This window comes from Psychrobacter sp. YP14, from assembly GCF_003209315.1.
Taxonomy (GTDB): Bacteria; Pseudomonadota; Gammaproteobacteria; order Pseudomonadales; family Moraxellaceae; genus Psychrobacter; species Psychrobacter raelei.
This window is the reverse complement of sequence record NZ_CP029789.1, coordinates 1,489,080-1,509,666: the sequence shown is the minus strand read 5'-3', so window position 1 is coordinate 1,509,666 and position 20,587 is coordinate 1,489,080. Positions and strand designations below refer to the sequence as shown.

Here is a 20,587-nt window from a genome sequence, read left to right as displayed (position 1 = left end):
TCACGCTGATTTTTAAGTGACAAAACGCCAAGTGTTATGAAACTGCGTTGTCTTTATTAAGGCAACGCAGTTTTTTTATATTAAACGAATTATAAGCGTTGCAGTACGAGAATATATTAATTAGTAGACGAAGATGTTGTATTGAGAATGGGGTATTTACACTTTCTAGCATCTTGTAAGGTAAGGAGAGGGTATTTGCCCAAGGTTAGGGTTTGTTGCTTGCCTTGCCAACGGTAAGCACTAATCCATACCTTGTTTCCAGTATGTCTTACCCATAATTGTAGTCCGTCGCCGTCACTATATTTGTCAGGTCGATTAGGCGTGCACTTCTCAGTTGGGGTAAATTTATTAATAGTCGTATGGGTTAAGGACATGTTGGTATATTCCTGCGTTGGTATAATCTATACCAACATTCTATACGTACCATTGTAGTTCTATGATTTCAGAAACCTTCTCAAAACTACATAAAAAAAGGCCTACCGAATGTTACGGTAAGCCTTGAATCAAAATATGGTGGGCCCAGTATCAACCATATTCTATTACTAATACTTTGATTTAAAAGGTTTTTAGTATTGATAAATTTCTTTATACCAACAAATATACCAACATTTATTTAAATGGTTAAATTATTTTATCTAATATTTACACTCCAGGTTTAGCTAACTTGATTAATAAGATTTTAGCCTAGACAGAGATGGATAATCTTTAACATGTATAGTTTTTAATGAAATAGTTTGTATTTAACAATTTGTGCTAATAGTGATAAATAAGATTTGATAAGCATAGATAGTGTCAAGTAACTTGACACCTTAGAATAACTTCAGTGTTCAGTCTTTAAATCTCTACCAAGCTATAAATTTTCTTTAGATCGCCGTCATGATTATAGTTGCGTTTATCTAAGATAGTTAATTTACCCAGCAAATAAAAATTACTCTCTGGAACGCTTTTTAATAATTTCCACACATCTTCAGGGATTGTTAGGTAAGTGCCCATTGAAGGACCAATTCCACCGTAGAGTGCTGGATACCACTGATGTTGCCAAAATTTATATTGAGCATGCAACTGATTTCCATAGTAATAATTAGTAGAATTGATGGTTGTTCTAATAGATGGTGGGGGGGACCCTATATTGTAATTGGGAGCTTCTATACCTCTTAGAGCGTTATTAATCTCAAGTCTGCCAAGATTGAGTTTTAAAGGATTCATACGTATTGACAGAGGATATATATTCTTTATATCGAGATTGTCCTGTTCAATATTATTAAATATATCCTCTACAGTTAGCGTTAATTCACCGTTTACCTTTAATAGCCTAACATCTAAGTCAATACATACACCATTTGACACTCGAATAACTGGTCCCGAAGCAAATAAAGTCTTTTCTTTTTTACTGACTAAATTCTTTAAATAATCACTCAAGTCACTTTCATCTGGCAAAGGTGTATTTTCTTCGATTTCAATAAGTTTAGGCCAGCCTTCTGGCGGTATAGAAGGCTGTAACTTCGTGTAATATGAACCAAATGGTTTAACCAACTCCGCTAAGTCATTTAATACCTCTAATGGTAGTCTAAGATGTTGGTGGGCAAATGCTAGTGTTCTTAAATAGGCAGATAACAAAACTGCTTCTGCTTGAGTAGATAAGTTAAATAAAAGCTTATCACTAGGAAAGAATTGGTCACGACTAAATCCATGATAGTCGAAGTAAATTAATTCTTGCCTTTTTTTAATAGATTGCCACTCATATTCACAGTGAGATAATAGAGGGTAACCTATATCTTTACTTAAGTGTTCTAAAAAACTTAAATACATGGGAGCTAAACCATTTTGAGCTCTCTCAAAATCGTCTGAATGAGAATAGTCTTCAACCTGATTTTTAGTAGTATAGAAGCTTTCGTCGATATTCTTACTTTCATAGCCAAGCTGACTCAAAATTTTATTAGATAAAATGGATGGATATAATATAGCTGATTCAATTTCTTTTTGACTATATATAATGTTATCCATTAATAAGAGTATTGAAAGATAGTCGACTGTATCAACCTCATACTTTAATTTTCTCATATGCTGTAGAAAGAATGATCTAAATGATGTGTCGCTTTCTAAAATCCTAGATATTTGATGTGCTGTTCTTAATCTAGCTACCCTATCTGGCCATTTGTAATAGCTTAATAATATATGGCCTGCCACTTGTTCTTTAGTTAGATTTGTCGATGACCAATACAGTGGTGTTAATGATAGATGAGAGGTTTCATTTTCTAAGCATTTAACCATTGATTCAGTCGTTGAAACAGCTAAATCGTATTCTTCTACGACTAAAAAAAATTTCACAAGTTCATAAGTGGGTATATGAAACCATTCTAAATCTCCAGTATCGGAAAACTGAGATGATAAAGTATCGTCCAAAAACTGTTGCCAATTTTTTTTGTATTTTCTAGCGTAAATGAGGATGGCATCTTTTCCACTCCAAAATCGACTCCATAGCTTATTTAAACGAATGCTATGCAATGCCATCGAATAGGATTTTTTTGTGCCTCTAAGCTTACAACTCAGTAAAAACACTGCATCAAGACTTCTCCTTAGGTTATCAGGAAAATTATCTTCATCTTCTAATAATTTTTCATAAGATTCGATAATATTGAGAGCTTGATTTTGTTCTACCCAATAATCAATCCAACTATTAACAAAATCGTCAGTAGAATATAAACCTAGAGATTTAAGTTCATTCGATAATACATGTAATTTTATTGGCGGATATAGGGAGACATCAATATCAATAGGCTGACTAAAATCAGAAGATGAGCTATTATCTCTAGGCGCTGGCGGGAAGCCACCCAAGAAGTCTAATTGTTCATCAAGGATGGTTTTTAGAGTGGGGCTTTTATTAGCCCTTAATTCCAATTGTTTTAGAGACTCATAAGTAGTTTGTGATAATAGTAGTGCTTTTTCTGCCGCAGAGTTAAGAGGGAAGTTGATTATAAATTGGTCAAGAACATCTTGACATAATGACCAGTTATGTTCTCTCATGTGATATGCAAATTCATCTGCTAGACGCTCCGGTAAATATTGAGCTATTAACTGGATTCTCCAGCTAGGTATATGTCTATTTTCTCTCTCAGAGTATTCAAATATATCAGTAGTAAAAGGAGTTAGTCGTATTATCCAGTCTTCAATATTACCAACATTATTTTTAGCGCAAGCATCAATAGCTTCATAAACATCATTTAAAGTTATGTCTTTACGCCAACCATAACCATACATATGTTGCGCCGTGTTTTTCAAACCGATTGCTGCTTCATTATTTAAGTCATATCGAAAGGCGAGCTGGGTAACTTCTAAATTATTACTTACTAAATAGTTGGTAAGGTCTTTTTTTATTGATAGCTCTGCAAACGAACTATGTATCGTTTTTTCAACAACTTTTCTAGGAACAGCCATTGTAATACCATGTTCAGAAGCAGATTGTAGCCAGTTTTGTGCGAGCCATAAGCTATTAGTCGCTAAATAGTCAAAGTCAGACACACTAAGTGGTACTGTTCGATTAGCACCACTGAATAATCTGTATAGAATAATAGATATTTGAGTCAATGCTTTTGATACAGTGTGCCATATTTGAGCTTTGTCATTATCACAATCTGTTCGGTTGGGAAAGCTAAATACCTCTATTTCTCTATAAATACTAAAGATGTTTATTTTATTCGAGCTTAAAAGATCATCAGCTATATTTGAAGCTATATGTTCAAAAAACGTATTAGCATACTGTGGAAAAGTAGTAATAGTTAAATCGGTAAAGTCTGGTAGTTTATAAGTTACTTTGGGATACGATAGAGATTGAGCTAAATAATAGAAAAACAGCTTCACATATTCATCATAAGGCATTGGTTTAAAATATATTATTGGCTCAGGTTTAGTAAAGTGAGTCCAATCTATTTGAAAATTACTATCTTCCAATATTGCGATTATTGAGCCGTAAATACTTGTAAGAGCAAGTTCTCTTTCAGGTCTGTCTATAAAAGATATATCATGATCACAACAAGCCAGCACAAAACTATTCCAATACATAGATATTGAATCTTCGGGAATAGAGTCTTTCGGGAAGTCTAATATAACATCAGAGTTACCTGATGATACTAACTTCTCAAGAGTTTTATCAAACCAAATATCCTTTTCATTAAGCTTATTAAGAAGCCAAAAAGCCTTTGTTATATCTATATTTTTGGGATTAAGAAGACAGTCAAAAGCCGAATCTATCAAAGTATCTATAGCATTTCCTCGATCGTCACCGCTTATGGTATAGAACTCAATACGCTTAATTAGCTCTTCAAAACAACGCATTAATATATAAGGGCTACTCTTAGAATAAGATACAACCACAGATATGTCTTGATTAGATAAAGTGTGTAGATTATCTATTCGCCTTAGCATTGCATAATCAGCTGTTGAATTCTCTACAGCAATTTTTAAAAATTCAGAAAAATCTTGGGCTTGAAATTCAGGTCCATCCAGATGGCGCATTTTTATTAACCTAAATTTTATAAGATCAGGATACTTTTTGTTCTCAAAAGCTGTTTTTTCAGCGAAATATAGTATTCGTTCAATGTGCGAGTTAGGGTATCCTTTGCATACAGAGTCAATTAACCAGTCACGGCTAACACCTTCCATAAGAGGTAGTGGATTACCCAAATAGCTCTCGATAATCCATTGCCAGCCCCATCTCCAATATTCAGGTGCGTAAGTATCAAGCCAGTCTTTCGCTCTTTTTACTAAAGTTTTAGATTGCTGTGTGAACTCAACTTTACTTTTTAAGTAGACAATAATACTACTATGAAAAGGGGTGATACCACTTAGACGAATGTCAAATAAGTGTCGAATTTCATCAAAAGCATTAGCAAAGCTCAGGGTATCTTCAAAGCAAGTAGCTAAGCTATCTCTGTCTGGCCATGAAAATTCTACGCATGATATTTGAAGAAGAACCTCACGTGCTTGAGCAGTCAAATTTGACCACAACACATCATAATATTTAAGAATATCGCCGTCTGGGCACGAAGGTAAGCGTTCAACATCAAGAGCGATTATATAGTTCTTATTTATCGCCAGTTTTCTTATCGAATAAATAAGATAGAGAGGATAACCACTTGATACTTTATGAAATGCAGTAGTGATAGCACTTAGTTCAGAATTTCTATATTGATCATCACCTGCTATTTTAATTTGATTACTTGCAACTAAACTGTCTAACCAACTTCTGATGGCATACATATCCATGGATGGTAGTTCAAACCAATGAGTATCTCTAGGTGTATCTACTTCCATAATTGCAGGAAGTTTTGTATTGCTTATTGGTTGTGTGCCATAAATTATGCATATTCTGTCTTTAAGTTTATTTACTATATTGATTAGGTGATTGAGCTGACTAATATCGCCAGACCGTTCTCTACCAACATGATCTAATCCATCAATAATCAGTACTAGTTGCTTATTATTTGCTTCTGCTTTATCACAAGCACTATTCAGTGAAATAGGAAGATCATTATAATTTAAATCTGAAATATCAATCAAATCAGGGAAAAATTGTTTAATTTGAAGTAGTATTGACCTCGCTACGTTGGTATAACTGACTCTGTCTACTTCCTCTTGCGATAGAATAGAATAGTGATGGCGTAACACGGGTACACCTTTTTCAACTAATACATTAGTTAAATGCGATAGGTATGTGCTTTTACCCATACCAGGACGGCCATAGACAACCCATGCACCCGACTGTTTAGTTTTAGCTAAAATCATCTGATGAAAATCTTTTGAAGGAGGTAAATAGCCGTTTGGGACTTCAAAAAATTGCGACAAGGGTTGTGAAATAGCTACACTGAATAAGTCTTTTAAATGAGATAGCATAATGTGGCCATTAGGTGCTGGCTGGTTTTTTGTAGTCGCCCATCTTTCTACAGCTTTTATAAAGCGATACCAACCTTCCTCTGTAGTGTGGTCTGGCACAAGGCTATTACGAAGTGAGGTTTCAAGGTTATTGTTTGTTGGCTGACTATGTTGAAATTTAAAGTGGCTAAAAAAGTTCTCTGCTTCATTCTGTCCATCCAGTTGTTCATAAATTTGGCTAAGGTACTCATCTGGGATCTTTTTGAGATCTATGATTTCGTTATTAAGAGCATTGTCGACTATATCATCGGGTACTCTATTAGTGATTAGGACTGCTTTAGCCAGTAAACCATCCTCATTATACTTTTTGAAGTCAGTGTTCCATTTTTGTATTAGAGAGGTGCCTTCGTTTTTTTTCTTTAATAACCAATCAAGACTTAAGCTTAGGTCTTTACGTTCCGAATCAATAGTGAATTTAACTTGATATAGCTCATACTTTCCATATGAATTTAGAGCTACAACGTCATCTAGACCTTTGAATTTATGCGGTCCTGATTCTGAATCCTCTATCGTCATCCATTGGTATAATTCAGGTTGATGAAACCAATCTATCAATAGCTTTATACACCATAGGTCCTGGTAGGAGTATCCAACTCTAGTTAATTGTGTATGTTTGATTTCATTTGACATAGTTTTATAGCCAATATTTTTTGAAAGAGTGTTGGAAATACAGAACTAGATTTATTATCTAGATGAATACTCAGTTTTAATTATATACTACCTTATAAAAGCCAAATGAGTATTAAATATGTTGATTAACAGGAAGTTATATGGGAAGAGCTAAACAACAGCAAATTGAAGATTGGGAGCGTGGATTTAGTTGCGATGATGATTTGACAGTCTGTATAGACTGTTTTGAAGAAGAGGGAATAGTTCAATTCATTACAGATCACCATAATTCTACCGTATGTAGCTTCTGTCAGACAGATAGTCAAAGCACGATTGCTTGTTCATTAGGTTCCGTAATTGAACATATTTTAATAAGTATTTCATACGAATGGAGTGATCCAAACAGCGAAGGTTTGTCATACATAACAAAAGAAGGAGGCTGGCAGGGTACAACATATGATAGTTGGGAATTATTTGAAATGATTGAAGTTGGTATTCCAAATTCTAAACTTCAAGACTATATAATAAACTCTATAGACAACTTACTATGGTGTGAGAGAAATCCTTATTCTTTGAAGAAAGATGAAACGTTTATGTATGGTTGGAGCCATTTTTGTGATTTCGTCAAATCAAAAGCTAGATACTTGTTTTTGGATGCCAAAAATCCAGATTATGATGAAAGACAACATGATGAAATGAACCCAGTTAAGATATTGGATGTATTGAAGCATATTATAAATAAATATAATTTGATTGAGGTACTTAATACAGATACTGATATAAAAAGAGTAAGAATATCTGAAATAAGTGAAAGCTTTGTTACAGCAAAGGAATTGGGTTCTCCACCTATTGAATATGCAACTATGCCTAATAGAATGAGTCCGGCTGGTATCCCTATGTTCTATGGAGCATTTGAGATTGAAACAGCAATCAGTGAAACTTATCAGAAGTGTGAAGTAGATAAAAAAGCTACCTGTGGTATTTTTAGACCGCTTAGAGACTTAGTATTAATTAAACTACCTGAACAATCTATTATTCCTAGTCTTTTTGATGAGTATAATCGAGAAACAAGGAGTGATCTGCGATTCTTAAATGGTTTCGTTCGAGATTTTATTAAGCCAATTGACAGAGACGATAAAGCACATATTGATTATGTACCTACCCAGATAGTTACCGAGCACTTCAGGTATATTTTTAAAACTGATAATGGATTGCAAGTAGACGGTGTGATGTATCCTAGTTCTAAAAATAATAGACATAAGGCGGTAGTCATATTTGCGACTTCTGAACAATGTATAGAGGCTGATGAAAAACTTCAAGATGATTCTCTACTTAGGTTGGTTGGAATAGAAACTGAGGTAATCAAAGGGACTACATAGGTTACTAAAATAATAGTAATCCAATTAATTGAGCACAGTACTACTATGACTGGATCAAGCGTGATATCAGTGCTCAGCAAATACATCGTAATCACTGTGAACTGCTTGTAAAGGCTGCACACAGTGAAACCAAAGAGCGATATGGCTATGAGCGTCTGCATGCTTATTTAAACCAACAAGGGCATGAAATTAGCAGGTATATGGTACGTAGTATCAAGGAAGAACATGACATCAAATGTAGACGTCATAAACGCTTTAAAGCGACAACGGACTCAGACCATAACAAGCGAGTCTATCCTAATTTGCTTAAACAGAAGTTTGGCGTTAATCGTCCTAATTGTGCTTGGGTCAGTGATATAACCTATATTTGGACAGATGAGGGCTGGCTTTATTTAGCAGGCGTCAAAGACTTATATACCAAAGAATTGGTTGGCTACGCTATCGATAAACGCATGAAAGCAGATTTAGTCTGTAGAGCCTTAAATAAAGCAATCAAGGATAAACGACCTAGCCAAGGGCTTATTGTACATTCAGATAGAGGCAGCCAGTATTGCAGCGACGATTATCGCAAAATCATCAGTAAATACGGTTTTAAAGGATCTATGAGTGCTAAAGGAAATTGTTATGACAAGGCGCCAATAGAGAGCTTCTGGGGCGTTTTAAAGAATGAGCTGATATATCATCATAATTATAGAACTCGATTTGAGGCTATCAACAGTATCATCAAATATATTGAGTTAGATTACAATCAAGTCAGGATCCAGCAGGGTCTAGGTATGAGATCGCCAAGACAAGTTTGGATGGATTTCTACCGTCAGGCTGCATAATTAAAATCTCCCAAGTTTAGGTGTACGGATTTGACGGCAGGGGTCATTTAAAAGACTGGGCTGATGAACAAGGGATTATCATTGAGTACATCGAGCCTGGCAATCCTCAGCAAAACGCCTATGTTGAACGCTTTAATAAGACAGTACGTTATGACTGGCTTAATCAAGAACTGTTTGATAGTTTAGATCAAGTGAGACAGCAGGCTGACGATTGGCTGTATCACTATAATAACGAGAGACCCAATATGGGCGATGGTGGCTTTACGCCAATTCAGAAACTTAATATGGCAGCTTAGTTCTACTTATTTGGTGTTTTAAATTTGGGGGTATTTCCTAATACTGCTAACTATGCTAATTAAAAATAAAACTAACTTACTTCGAAAAGGGTCATAATGAAATATCTATTTGATAAACAATTACAGATAGTTAACGACTGGTGTATGGTAAAAAATGTGCAACGGTTTAATAATTTAAGTCAAATTATTCATATTGATAAGAGCGTCGGTGACGGCTATTTTGAATGTTATGATTTTGGTAGTATCGGTTTATCAAGAGTTGACTGCTACTTTCATAGTAATCATCAGTTTATAAATCCGAATTGTCAGACGAGTTATGTCTTATATATCGTTTTGCAAGGTAATTATCATTATCTAATAGATGACAAAGTTTCGATAACAGGGCCGATAAAACAAAAGAAACAAAAACACTTTACACAGGTGACGATAAATGCCCCTGTAGTATGGTTAATAAAAGGAGGATTAGGAAAATTAGGATCTATTATTAGAGCGAAGGAGGAAATCAAAGCGCTGTATATTGAGTTAGATGAGCGCTTTGTCGTCAATCTAGCTAAACAAGTAGAACATCAAGTAGACGCGCAGAATCTGATTATATCAAAGTTAGTTAGTATGCCAGATGCGACTATTTTACCGCTCAATCTCACTGCCAAAGCTGAAGACTTTATCGTGAAAGGATGGGAGGTTTATAACACACCTATTCCTACTGATGATATAAAATTTATGGCATTACAAGGTCAAAGTCTAACGTTTACCAGCTTGCTGCTCAAGCAGTATATATCTGAAATAACCGATGCCGAAGAACCTATTTTTAATCATGCTTATCAAGCAAAGTTACTTATTGATGAGTTTTATGATAAAAACTGGACGATACGAGAATTGGCTCAGAAAACCGGCACAAATGAATGCTACTTAAAGTCTGACTTTAAAAAGTTAACCGCCCAAACCATTGGCGATTATCGCACCCACAAACGCATGCAGTTAGCCATAAAGTTTTTACAAGAAGGGCTAAGCATCGCTACGATTGCTAATAAGCTTGGGTTTAATAGTACGCAATATTTCAATCGAGTATTCTGTAAGTGCTATGGTTTTACGCCTGATAAATATAATAATAAGTCGTTTTAAATCAAAGACTTTCCTTATTTTATAAAATTATTCCGCATAATCTAAAAAAGAGAGTTAACATTGATAATGATATTGATTATCATTATCGGGTTATTCCACAATGCTCACTTTGGATTTATGTATGTTATTTAGAAAATCTTCTTCTGCTCACTACTCTCTTAGTTGTCATAACTTACATGCAATAAGTCACTGTAAAAAGTTCAATGGCTTACGAGATATACCTCCTTTATATTATTTAGTTCCCTTTCTCAGTTTATCTTTCTCTCCGGCAGCTTTAGCCGCTCAAATAAATGATAATCAATCAGTACACATCCAAATCAGTGACGATGGTCAGAATAATAGTGTGACGAATGAACGTGCAACCGTAACTCTTGATGTGGTTACTGTTAATGCTCGTGGTATCACAGAGGATGCTTTAGATACCCCCTTTGTGGTAGATACCGTAACTGCGCAAGAGATTGAAGATAGGCAGTATGTTACCTTAAAAGAGGTCATGCGTGATGAGCCTAGTATCGATGCGCATGACGGTGGCAGTGGCAACCCATCTTACGCCATGTTATGGATGCGTGGCATCGGCTCATTAAGTAACACAAGTCTTGATGACAACTCAGTTGATATTCGTGTGGATGGGGTCAGTAATGGCAAAATGGGGTTGGCACGCAACCTAATAGATGTCGAAAAAGTGGAGGTTTCAAAAGGACCACAAGGAACGATTTTAGGGTCTAGCGCTGAGGCGGGTAGTGTGAGCGTCAAAACCTATGACCCAGTCGAGTATGTAGAAGCCAAAGCCACAGTCGGTCTAGGTAGTGATGACCAGCGCTATGGTGAGGCCATGCTAAACCTGCCCATTAACGATAATTTTGCTTTTCGTATTGCAGGGATGAGCGAGAAGCGAGATAACATCTTAGAGCGACGAGAAGATGGCAAACCGCTAAATGAGCAAAAGAAGCAAGGGGTACAAGCGAAGCTTGGCTGGCATGATGATGACTATCTAAACAGTGCAATATTGACGGCCTATTTTGACGAACAAACCAATAATGTACCTGTGTTGCAGCAAGATTTTGATACCTATAAAGTCGCAACGTCTGGGCTACCACATGACAGTAAAAACACCACTAAAGGTGCCAGTTTATCTATAACCAGTGAGATGTTTGACTTTGCTGATATAGAGTCAGAAACAGGCTACTATCATTATGATAACAATATTCTAAGACCCTATATACCGCCAGAGATGCTACCACTACAGTTTCGTGGATTCCAAGTTCCAGAAGAGCAGCAGCCTATATTTAGAGAGGTTCTTGCCAATCCTGATAGCAACCTTCAATACTTGGATGAATCAGTCAAACAGGTATCACAAGAGCTCAGATTGGTCTCGAAGCCAGAAAGCGACATACAGTGGGTCGCAGGATTGTACTATGCGAAAAAAGACAGAGAGTGGAAAAACGATGCTCGTATGGATTTAAGTGACTTGCCAGATAGTATGCTGAAAAATAGTACGGTTGGTGGCGCTAATAATGCGGTTAGAGATAGAACGTTTGACACTACGACCAAAGCCATATTTGGTGAAGTTACCTATCCTGCTATGGATAATTTAGATGTGATTGCGGGTATTCGAGTGGCTAACGAAAAACAAAAAAATGACACCGTTTGGTACGGTAACAGTAATAACCCATTAGCCAGTGATACCCCCATCAAATTTGGCGGTAAAACGCTTGATGAAACCAAAACCGCAGGGCGGCTTGGATTAAGCTATGCGTTAACCCCAGATTGGCGTGTATACGCCCTGCAATCACGTGGGCATAAATTTGGCGGCTTTCCAGACTACGATACCAATGTGGCTTATGGGTTTCCTGTAGATTATTACAAACCCACAAAAATTGATGCCTCAGAGATTGGCACAAAATACCGCAGTGCCGACAACCGTTTAAGTCTAGATTTAGCACTGTTTTACAACAAAATGAAAGATGAGCGTGTGACCGTATTGGCGACGCCGCCTGAATATCGCAGTGAGACTGCAAATGTTGATACACGTAGCCAAGGTGCGGAGGTTAGTGCAAATTGGCGGATGACAGACAACTGGCAACTAAAAACCCAGCTTGCTTATACCGATACGGAAGTAACTGATGCCAGCGACGTGCCAGATCCTGCAAGACCAGGCATGTTACCGCTCACGGCAGAAGGCAATCAAATGCCACAAGTACCAAAATGGAGTGGTAGTTTAGGCGTTAGATACAGTGATGAGGTGCCTTTTTTGATGCCTATATTTAATAGTTCAACTGCTAACAAATCGAAGTGGTTTGTGGATGCCAGTTATCGCTATGTGGGGGATCGCTATGCGGAAGCTAATAATGGTATTGAGCTTGACAGTTATGGTTTGGTTGACGCCAGTGTTGGCATCATAAGCGACAATCACGAGCTTAGCATTTGGGGTAAAAACTTAACCGATGAGAAATATGAATACTTCAAAATATATCCTATGCAAGTCGGCACATTAGCACCTGATAGAAGCTATGGCATTAAATACAGTTATTACTATTAAGCTTTTACGCTTATAACTGCTATTAAAGTCATATCAACTATTCAGGTAACAACAAATGAGCACAACCACCAATCGTAAACCTTGGGTTTTGCTTGCCAGTATTTATGTCACCCAGTATATCGGTCTGGCGTTTATTTTTGCCTCTTCCATTGCCATCATGCGTGACATGCAGATGCCACTGGACAAAATTGCTTTATTAAACATCATTGCCTTACCGTTATTACTAAAAATACTGTACGCACCATTTATAGACCTTATGCGACCCTCATTTATGCGCAGACAGCTACAAGGGCGTTATCGCAGTTGGCTGCTGACTGCGCAGTTTTTAATGATGGTTTTATTAGTCATTATTGGCATGCTAGATATCGCAGCGCAGTTTTGTTTAATGATTGCGCTGATGCTGGTTTATGCGTTAGCCGTGAGCGTGCAAGATGTGGCGATAGACGGGCTTGCCAACAAAATCTTTGTTAAAGAGGAGCGCCAGCGTGCCAATAGTGTGCAATTTTCGGGCAATCTTGTCGGTAATATTATTGGCGGCGGATTGATACTGATGGCGTACTCTTGGCTTGGCTGGCAAGGGTCATTACTAGTATTGGCGCTGCTAACAGGTATCGCATGGTTGCAACTGCTACGTTATACCGAGCCAAGCCTTGCCTCTATAAAAGAGGTATCAGCAATTAAGGAACAAATAGACGTTAAGCCTGTTTCTAGCCAAGAGTTAGAAAAATCGTCGTCGCTATTGTCATCTTTAATTAATTTGTTGAAAAATATGTGGCAATTTATCAAACAAAACAAAGCATGGTTTGTTTTATTGATTGTCTATCCCATTGGGTTTAGTGCAGGGTTTGCGTTATTAAACCCCATATTGGTGGATGCCAAATGGAGCTTTGCAGATATTGGTTTTGTGACTAAAGTGTTTGGCTCAGTCGTTGGTGTGATCTCTGCACTAAGTGCCAGTATTCTGATTGATAAAATGGGACGTGTTAGAACCTTGTTGTTTCTCACGGCGGCGCAGGCTTTGGTACTGGCTTTGTTTTTACCCCTGAGCTACGGTTATACCAATAAATTGATGGTATATGGTGCCGTGACCGCTTACTTTTTGGTTAACCCTGCGCTTATGGCTACTGTTGCCACTATTGCTATGGATAAAGCCAGCATCAAGACCGCCAAAGCGACGTTTTTCACCTTGCAATTAGGGACGTTCTCTTTTATGGGCTTTGTCTGCGCAGCTGTGGCAATGACAGCGGCCAATACGTTTGGCTACAGCAAAGTGCTGATGGCAAGTACGGTACTCACTTTTATCATTGTTTTGTTTATGCGTAGCAAGCAAGCCATGTTTAATAGCTAAGAGGTTTAGCCGTTAAATTGTTTAGTCGCTTAATTGTTATAAGCCACATCTCGCATCTTTATTTTAAGTATTATCTTCCAAAAATCCGACTATGAGAGCGCTAATGTCTATTCACGATGGAATAGATATTAGCTTTTATTCACTAGCAAAGCACAGGTCATCCTATGTCAGCCAAATCATCCTACACACCTTTACAAGATATCAATGCTAAATTAGACATTATTGAGCATCTCAACCAAGACCATACGGAAGAGGTTCAGTCAATCGCTGAGTATTATTATCCTGATTTAAACATTAAAAACCCCGTCATTGTCGATATTTACGAAGAGGGCATGCTGATATCAGCTCAGACAAAACAAGCAACTGAGACACTTGATGAGTTATTTATCGAATTTAAACTCAAGGGAGATTTAGAAGAGCAAGTGTTATATCTTGCCTATGTCGCAATGACGGAGCAGGGGCGTGATTTAACGGGTAATAAAAAACATTATTTTGAGGTCATTGGTAAACAAAGACTCACCACGAATATGACACGTTTGACGCTCAAGAGTGAAACACCGCTGCCTGAGGATTATGCAGGGTATGCTTATGGCATGATTCTAAAAACATTGAATAAAACAACTTTAGAAGAACCATCGCTGTTTGCAAAATTAACAGATAGCGTAGCAGGCAATTTGTCAGGCAGGCTGGCGGAGAATGAAAATGTAAAAAGGCTGAAAGAGAACCTAGAAAAACGCCTGAAAAAACAAGTTAATAAAGCATTTTTATGGGTACTAAAAAAAGTATCGAGTGAAAAGCGTGAAAAAATTGTAAAGAGTATCAATAAAGATATTCGCCTATATACCTTACGCTCAGCATGGAGCAGCCGTCACTCCAGCTTTAATGACGAAGGGTATATGGATATATATACGCATGATGGCAGTGCGGGTAGTGTGTGGACAGATGACTTAAACGTCGGCGATATTGTGTTTAGTCGTAACGAAACCGATGATAAACACAAGCATTTAGATAATGGGCAGACCGTATTGATTGCGGATGAAACCGCTTATCCTGCGCTGGCGGGTATCTTGGACTTTTGGCAAAATGTCATACCGCCTCATATCATTATTTTGAGTCAACAAGCGTCAGAACAAGATTATTTTGACGATACTGACTTCCCTGAAGGGGCAATTGTTCATCGTATTACAAGCCCTTATGAGGAACAAGGCATCAAGACCGTTGAGATATTAAAAGACATTGAGACTATTGATGGGGTTTGGGGGGCGTTCGAGAATAAATCTTGTAAAGTGGTGCGTCATTATTTGCGTAATGAGCGCGGTTTATCAGGTAAAAACAACCATATTAAAGCGTATTGGCGGGCAGGTAGTTGATTATATTAGATTGATTCAAATCTTTTACTAGATGTCATCTTATTAATAATGGTATGAGTGAGGGCCATAGCTAATACTCCTAGTGTTGGTATTGTTGGTACTGCATAATCTCAATACCAACGATAATACCAATGTTTTATACCTTACGCTATACCCCTATATCTTCACTAAACCTCTCAAACGCCCATAAAAAAAGGCCTACCGAATGTTACGGTAAGCCTTGAATCAAAATATGGTGGGCCCAGTAGGACTTGAACCTACGACCAAAGGATTATGAGTCCTCTGCTCTAACCAACTGAGCTATGAGCCCTAATAACAAGCCGTTTAATCAACTTTATTAGACGCATTATATTACCTGAAAATTATAAATTTGCAAGGGTAAGACGCTAATTTTGGGTGACTTTTTTATAAAATCTGAGCAATAGCATTTATTCGAGCGGCACTCAATGCCGTACCAATAGCGCTGCCTTGTAAATCTGGGTCGATATCCGCCATGCTGATCTGAGTATAAGCCTTAATAAAATCAGTCATCTCAATCTGCTGCCACGCCATTTCAATAACCTTGTGTAATTGTATTAGCTCATGGAGCTCAGAGGGGTCTTTATCCGCTTTAGTGAGCACGATGAGCTTGGTCAACGAATTGGCATCAGAGTCGCTGTGTTGCCCTAGGTATGGATAGGTTGCTAAATACCCTGAGCAATTGGCATAAGATGCAGCAAACTGAGTGGTTTTTTTGGGTACCTTCAAGTTATGGCTCACCTGTTTAAGCTTGCTTGCCCAGGCGCTGAATAAGGCCTCATCGATTTGATGCGGATGATGATTTGAGTGATGGCGTGGATTAAGCACATCTATCACCTCTTGTGCGAAGCTTAACATGATTATCGCCCAGCGCTGCTGCAAGCTTAAGTTCAGTTGGCCTGCTAATTGTAGGGCTTGAAACACCAATGCTTTTATCTTGTCATCGCCTAACGCAGTGGCAATACTGGGAAAAATATGGGGTAGGGCGCCTACGGTTAGTAAACAGTCAAAATAAGCGTGTGGTGTGTCTTGCATCAATGCACGACTGGTTTCTTGCCATACACGCTCAGCAGTCAGGCATGCAAGTTCATCACTGTCATTGATGGTGGCGATTAACGCTAAGGTATCTGGTGCAATGCTGAAGTTATGATCAGCTTTTGGATCATAAAATCGTCCATAAAACCGAGCAATGCGTAATACCCGCAGAGGGTCTTCACTAAAAGCTTCAGACACGTGCCTTAGTGTTTTAGTTTTAATGTCCTCACGGCCACCATAAGGATCAATGACTTCACCTGTGAGAATGGTGTCGTCCATCAGGCTTTTGACTTCTATGGCCATGGCATTAATGGTCAAATCGCGGCGTAAAAGATCTTGTTCTATGGTCACCTCGGGTGAGGCATACACCTCAAAGCCTTTATACCCTTTACCAGATTTACGCTCAGTACGTGCTAAGGCATACTCTTCTTTGGTTTTAGGGTGCAAAAATACAGGAAAATCTGCGCCTACCTGGATAAAGCCGGCTTCAATCATTTGCTCGGGTGTGGCACCTACCACAACGAAGTCTTTATCGGTATAGGGTCTGTTGAGTAGCTCGTCTCTGACTGCACCACCCACAATATAAACTTGCATAGTCATCCTTATGTTTTAATTTTATTATTAAGAGCGTATAAATTAAAGTATCAGTATCAATAATGTTTTTGATATAATCAACCGCTTTATTCTCAAGGCTCCAAGAGACTAAGCGATTAAAATCTATAAGGAGTATAACGCATTATTTGGGATGCTATTCATCCTATAGATGATACTTAAGCGATAGTGGAGTTGATGTAAATGATGATCTCAAATGCTAACCAGCTAGATAAAGCCCTTGAAAATGTTAAAGATGGTGAGCTTATTAGGCTGGTTTATGTGAGCATAATTAGTAAGGAAAGCAGCTCAGACCCGCAGTTGTTCGAACACATCAGAGTACATGCTGAAGATTATAATCTTAAAAACTCTATTAAAGGGGTGCTCTGTAATGATCATCGTCATTTTTTACAGTGTTTAGAGGGTCAAAAAAAGGTACTTGTACCACTTATGGCTCGAATATTTGTCGACAAGCGTCATAAAAAGGTGCAAGTTATTTTGTTAAAGCACATTAATAAATACAGCTTCCACAAGTGGCAGATGAGCAGTTTAAGCTTTGATAAAACAGCATGGACGGCTGATTCGATGCAAGCACATACTCCTGAGTTAAATCAGTTTTTACCCTTCAAGCCGTTAACCTGGTCGCCTTGGTTCGTTGAGCATTTTATTTGTGTGATGCAAAAACTTGAAGCCAATACCGTTAATGACCCACAGTATCAAGAAGTTTATAACATCATCAGAGATCCTAAAAATGATGTGGTCAGCATTATGGACTCAGGATTATTGCATTGGCTACTGTTTGGGCTCGTGGTTATTACGTTGGGCGTACTGCTAAAATACGGCTCAATTTTTTAATCTAGGTTTATCAATAAAAAAGCCAGCGATTGCTGGCTTTTTTATTGACTTAAGGCTTATAAGCTAAGATTAGTTTTTTGCGTTGGCTTCGATATCTTGAGCTTCTGTAACCGCTAGGGCAGTCATGTTGACAATACGACGAGCAGTAGCAGAAGGCGTTAAGATATGTACAGGCTTGCTGGCACCTAATAGGATTGGACCAATGGTGGCACTACCTGTAGCTGTCTTTAACAAATTAAAGGCAATGTTAGCGGCATCAAGGGTTGGCATAATCAACAAGTTAGCTGGGCCTTTTAACACACTGTGTGGGAAGTCTTGATTACGGATACGGTCATCTAGTGCTGAATCACCATGCATTTCGCCATCAAACTCAAAGTCCACATTCATTTCATTTAGCAGCTCATACACTTTGCGCATTTTAATGGCGCTATCACGGTTAGAGGTACCGAAGTTTGAGTGTGAAAGCAGAGCAACACGTGGAGTAATGCCAAAGCGGCGCATTTGATCTACAGCCAGTACTGTCATTTCTGCCAACTGCTCAGCGGTTGGGTCTTCATGAATATAGGTATCGGCAATAAACAGGTTGCGGTTTTGCATCAATACGGCATTCATTGAGTAGAAGTTTTTAACACCCTCAAGCTTGCCAATGACTCTTTCTACGTAGTTTAAGTGTAAGTTGTAGTGACTGAAAGTACCACAGATCATACCATCAGCATCACCTTTTTCGACCAACAAAGAGCCGATTAGAGTGGTCTTACGGCGCACATCACGGCGAGCAAGTTCAATACTGACGCCCTTGCGTTTATTTTGCTCGTAATAAGTCTGCCAGTAGTCTTTATAGCGTGGATCATCATCTTGGTTTACAATTTCAATGTTTTCACCTGCTTTTAGACGCAGGCTCAAGGCATTGATTTGTGATTGAATAATTGCAGGGCGACCCACTAAGATTGGCTGAGCTAAGCCTTCATCAACCACTACCTGAACTGCACGCAGTACGTCAGGATCTTCACCTTCACAGAAGACAATACGTTTTGGATCTTCTTTGGCACGCGCAAACAAAGGCTTCATTACAAAGGCTGAGTTATACACAAAGGCTGAAAGTTTTTGACGATAAGCACTAAAGTCATCAATCGGTAGTGTGGCTACGCCCGAATCCATGGCCGCTTTTGCTACCGCAGAGGCAATCTCAACGATTAAGTTTGGCTCAAGTGGGCCAGGAATCAGATACTCGCGGCCAAAGATCTTAGAGCTATCCACATATTTTTGGCCTTGCAGTGGCGTGGCTTCTACATGAGCCATGGCTGCAATAGCGTGCACACAAGCAATCTTCATTTCTTCGTTTACTGTGGTTGCGCCCACATCTAGTGCACCACGGAAGATATAAGGGAAGCACAAGGCATTGTTTACTTGGTTAGGATAGTCTGAGCGACCGGTTGCCATGATAACGTCATCACGAACAGCATGCGCAACCTCAGGCATAATTTCAGGAGTAGGGTTAGCCAGTGCAAAGATAATAGGGTCACGAGCCATACGCTTAATCATGTCAGGGGTTAAGATACCTGGCATAGATAAGCCTAGGAACATATCCACATCGTCCATCACATCATTAAGGCTTGTGGCTTCTGTGTCACGAGCAAAGCGCTGCTTGCTTTCATCTAAGTTGTCACGTTTGGTAGAGATGATACCGCGTGAGTCTGATACAAAGATGTTAGAGCGTTGAACGCCTAACGCACAAATTAAGTCTAAGCATGAGATGGCGGCTGCACCGGCACCAGAACACACCACTTTGATATCTTCAATTTTTTTGTCGATCAGTTTTAAAGCGTTAATTAAAGCGGCGCCCACAATGATTGACGTACCATGTTGGTCATCATGGAATACAGGAATGTTCATGCGCTTACGTAGTTCGCGCTCAATTTTGAAACATTCAGGCGCCTTGATGTCCTCAAGGTTGATACCACCAAAGGTAGGCTCTAAAGAGGCCACAGCTTCAATGAATTTGTCAGGGTCATTTTGATCAATTTCGATATCAAATACATCGATACCTGCAAAGCGTTTAAATAATACGCCCTTACCTTCCATAACCGGTTTTGATGCCAAAGGACCGATGTTACCTAGACCCAGTACGGCCGTACCATTGGTAATAACACCAACTAGATTATTGCGTGCGGTATATTTTGCCGCAAGCTTTGGATCTCGTTGAATTTCTAAGCAAGGAACAGCTACCCCTGGAGAGTAGGCCAAGGCTAAGTCATGTTGGTTAGCAATCTGCTTAGTTGGGGTAACTGAGATCTTACCAGGTGTTGGGTGCTCATGATAATGCAAAGCGGATTGTTCAAACTGCTCTTTGTTCATTGCATTAATGGAATTAGGATCTGAAGGAATAGAATTTGAAGTATTATCGCTCATGTTTAAGACCAATTATCTCTTGAGAAAGGAAATCCGTAACCGGAGATTCAATGTTATTGTGCGCCTCATATTTTAGCATTTTTCTAGCTATTATACTAACCAAAGAGGCGACACTCATTTTATAAGTATTATCGTATTACTAACCAAGCTAGGTAAGCCACAGCTTGCTCGCTAAGTCACTAATAGCACAATTATACAGGTTTACATCTCATATAGGGTGCTTAAGCAGCTATAGAAGGTGTTTTTTACATGAAAAATATT

10 protein-coding genes, 1 tRNA gene and 2 pseudogenes are annotated in these 20,587 nt (G+C 38.4%); 8 read left to right on the top strand and 5 right to left on the bottom strand.

Features of this window, described 5'->3' with window-relative positions; translation table 11 throughout:
* Window positions 1-116: 116 nt before the first annotated feature.
* Complete coding sequence (locus DLE54_RS06270; protein WP_110816620.1) at window positions 117-374, bottom strand: Arm DNA-binding domain-containing protein; 258 nt, start codon at window positions 372-374, stop codon at window positions 117-119.
* Between the two features lie 460 nt (window positions 375-834).
* Entirely contained in the window at window positions 835-6,558 is a 5,724-nt protein-coding gene (locus DLE54_RS06265) for an ATP-binding protein (protein ID WP_110816619.1), read from the bottom strand.
* A 140-nt stretch (window positions 6,559-6,698) separates the two neighbouring features.
* On the opposite strand from DLE54_RS06265, the gene DLE54_RS06260 reads away from it, so the two are divergent.
* The 7 genes and pseudogenes from DLE54_RS06260 to DLE54_RS06230 all read left to right on the top strand — a co-directional run bounded on the left by DLE54_RS06260 (window position 6,699) and on the right by DLE54_RS06230 (window position 15,418).
* Window positions 6,699-7,916: a HEPN-associated N-terminal domain-containing protein gene (locus tag DLE54_RS06260; protein WP_110816618.1), complete on the top strand. Its 1,218-nt coding sequence runs from the start codon at window positions 6,699-6,701 to the stop codon at window positions 7,914-7,916.
* A gap of 41 nt (window positions 7,917-7,957) precedes the next feature.
* Window positions 7,958-8,743, top strand: a pseudogene (locus DLE54_RS06255) (IS3 family transposase); the annotation flags it as partial.
* 47 nt (window positions 8,744-8,790) lie between these two features.
* Window positions 8,791-9,039 (top strand): annotated as a pseudogene (locus tag DLE54_RS06250) (integrase core domain-containing protein); the annotation flags it as partial.
* A 96-nt stretch (window positions 9,040-9,135) separates the two neighbouring features.
* The gene (locus tag DLE54_RS06245) at window positions 9,136-10,161 is read left to right on the top strand and encodes a helix-turn-helix transcriptional regulator (RefSeq protein ID WP_110816617.1); all 1,026 of its coding nucleotides are present in this window, start codon (window positions 9,136-9,138) and stop codon (window positions 10,159-10,161) included.
* A gap of 343 nt (window positions 10,162-10,504) precedes the next feature.
* Window positions 10,505-12,700, top strand: a complete 2,196-nt coding sequence (locus tag DLE54_RS06240; RefSeq protein WP_162617735.1) for a TonB-dependent receptor — start codon at window positions 10,505-10,507, stop codon at window positions 12,698-12,700.
* Between the two features lie 55 nt (window positions 12,701-12,755).
* Complete coding sequence (locus tag DLE54_RS06235) at window positions 12,756-14,048, top strand: MFS transporter (protein ID WP_110816615.1); 1,293 nt, start codon at window positions 12,756-12,758, stop codon at window positions 14,046-14,048.
* Between the two features lie 164 nt (window positions 14,049-14,212).
* Window positions 14,213-15,418: a siderophore-interacting protein gene (locus DLE54_RS06230; protein WP_110816614.1), complete on the top strand. Its 1,206-nt coding sequence runs from the start codon at window positions 14,213-14,215 to the stop codon at window positions 15,416-15,418.
* A gap of 233 nt (window positions 15,419-15,651) precedes the next feature.
* Here the strand turns inward: DLE54_RS06230 and DLE54_RS06225 are convergent.
* Window positions 15,652-15,728: transfer RNA gene (locus tag DLE54_RS06225), tRNA-Ile, on the bottom strand.
* A gap of 95 nt (window positions 15,729-15,823) precedes the next feature.
* On the bottom strand, window positions 15,824-17,065 hold the full coding sequence (locus DLE54_RS06220; RefSeq protein ID WP_110816613.1) for a tRNA cytidylyltransferase: 1,242 nt from the start codon (window positions 17,063-17,065) through the stop codon (window positions 15,824-15,826).
* A 201-nt stretch (window positions 17,066-17,266) separates the two neighbouring features.
* Here DLE54_RS06220 and DLE54_RS06215 point away from each other — a divergent pair, with 201 nt between their 5' ends.
* Window positions 17,267-17,917, top strand: coding sequence for a BLUF domain-containing protein (locus tag DLE54_RS06215; protein ID WP_110816612.1), 651 nt, complete (start codon window positions 17,267-17,269; stop codon window positions 17,915-17,917).
* 69 nt (window positions 17,918-17,986) lie between these two features.
* Here the strand turns inward: DLE54_RS06215 and DLE54_RS06210 are convergent, their stop codons facing one another.
* Complete coding sequence (locus DLE54_RS06210) at window positions 17,987-20,326, bottom strand: NADP-dependent malic enzyme (RefSeq protein WP_011960521.1); 2,340 nt, start codon at window positions 20,324-20,326, stop codon at window positions 17,987-17,989.
* Between the last annotated feature and the right edge of the window lie 261 nt (window positions 20,327-20,587).

Coding starts and splice junctions, on each gene's coding strand:
- DLE54_RS06220 (WP_110816613.1), bottom strand. CDS start 17,065: ATGCAAGTTTATATTGTGGGTGGTGCAGTCAGAGACGAGCTACTCAAC.
- DLE54_RS06215 (WP_110816612.1), top strand. CDS start 17,267: ATGATGATCTCAAATGCTAACCAGCTAGATAAAGCCCTTGAAAATGTT.
- DLE54_RS06245 (WP_110816617.1), top strand. CDS start 9,136: ATGAAATATCTATTTGATAAACAATTACAGATAGTTAACGACTGGTGT.
- DLE54_RS06230 (WP_110816614.1), top strand. CDS start 14,213: ATGTCAGCCAAATCATCCTACACACCTTTACAAGATATCAATGCTAAA.
- DLE54_RS06210 (WP_011960521.1), bottom strand. CDS start 20,326: ATGAGCGATAATACTTCAAATTCTATTCCTTCAGATCCTAATTCCATT.
- DLE54_RS06235 (WP_110816615.1), top strand. CDS start 12,756: ATGAGCACAACCACCAATCGTAAACCTTGGGTTTTGCTTGCCAGTATT.
- DLE54_RS06265 (WP_110816619.1), bottom strand. CDS start 6,558: ATGTCAAATGAAATCAAACATACACAATTAACTAGAGTTGGATACTCC.
- DLE54_RS06270 (WP_110816620.1), bottom strand. CDS start 374: ATGTCCTTAACCCATACGACTATTAATAAATTTACCCCAACTGAGAAG.
- DLE54_RS06260 (WP_110816618.1), top strand. CDS start 6,699: ATGGGAAGAGCTAAACAACAGCAAATTGAAGATTGGGAGCGTGGATTT.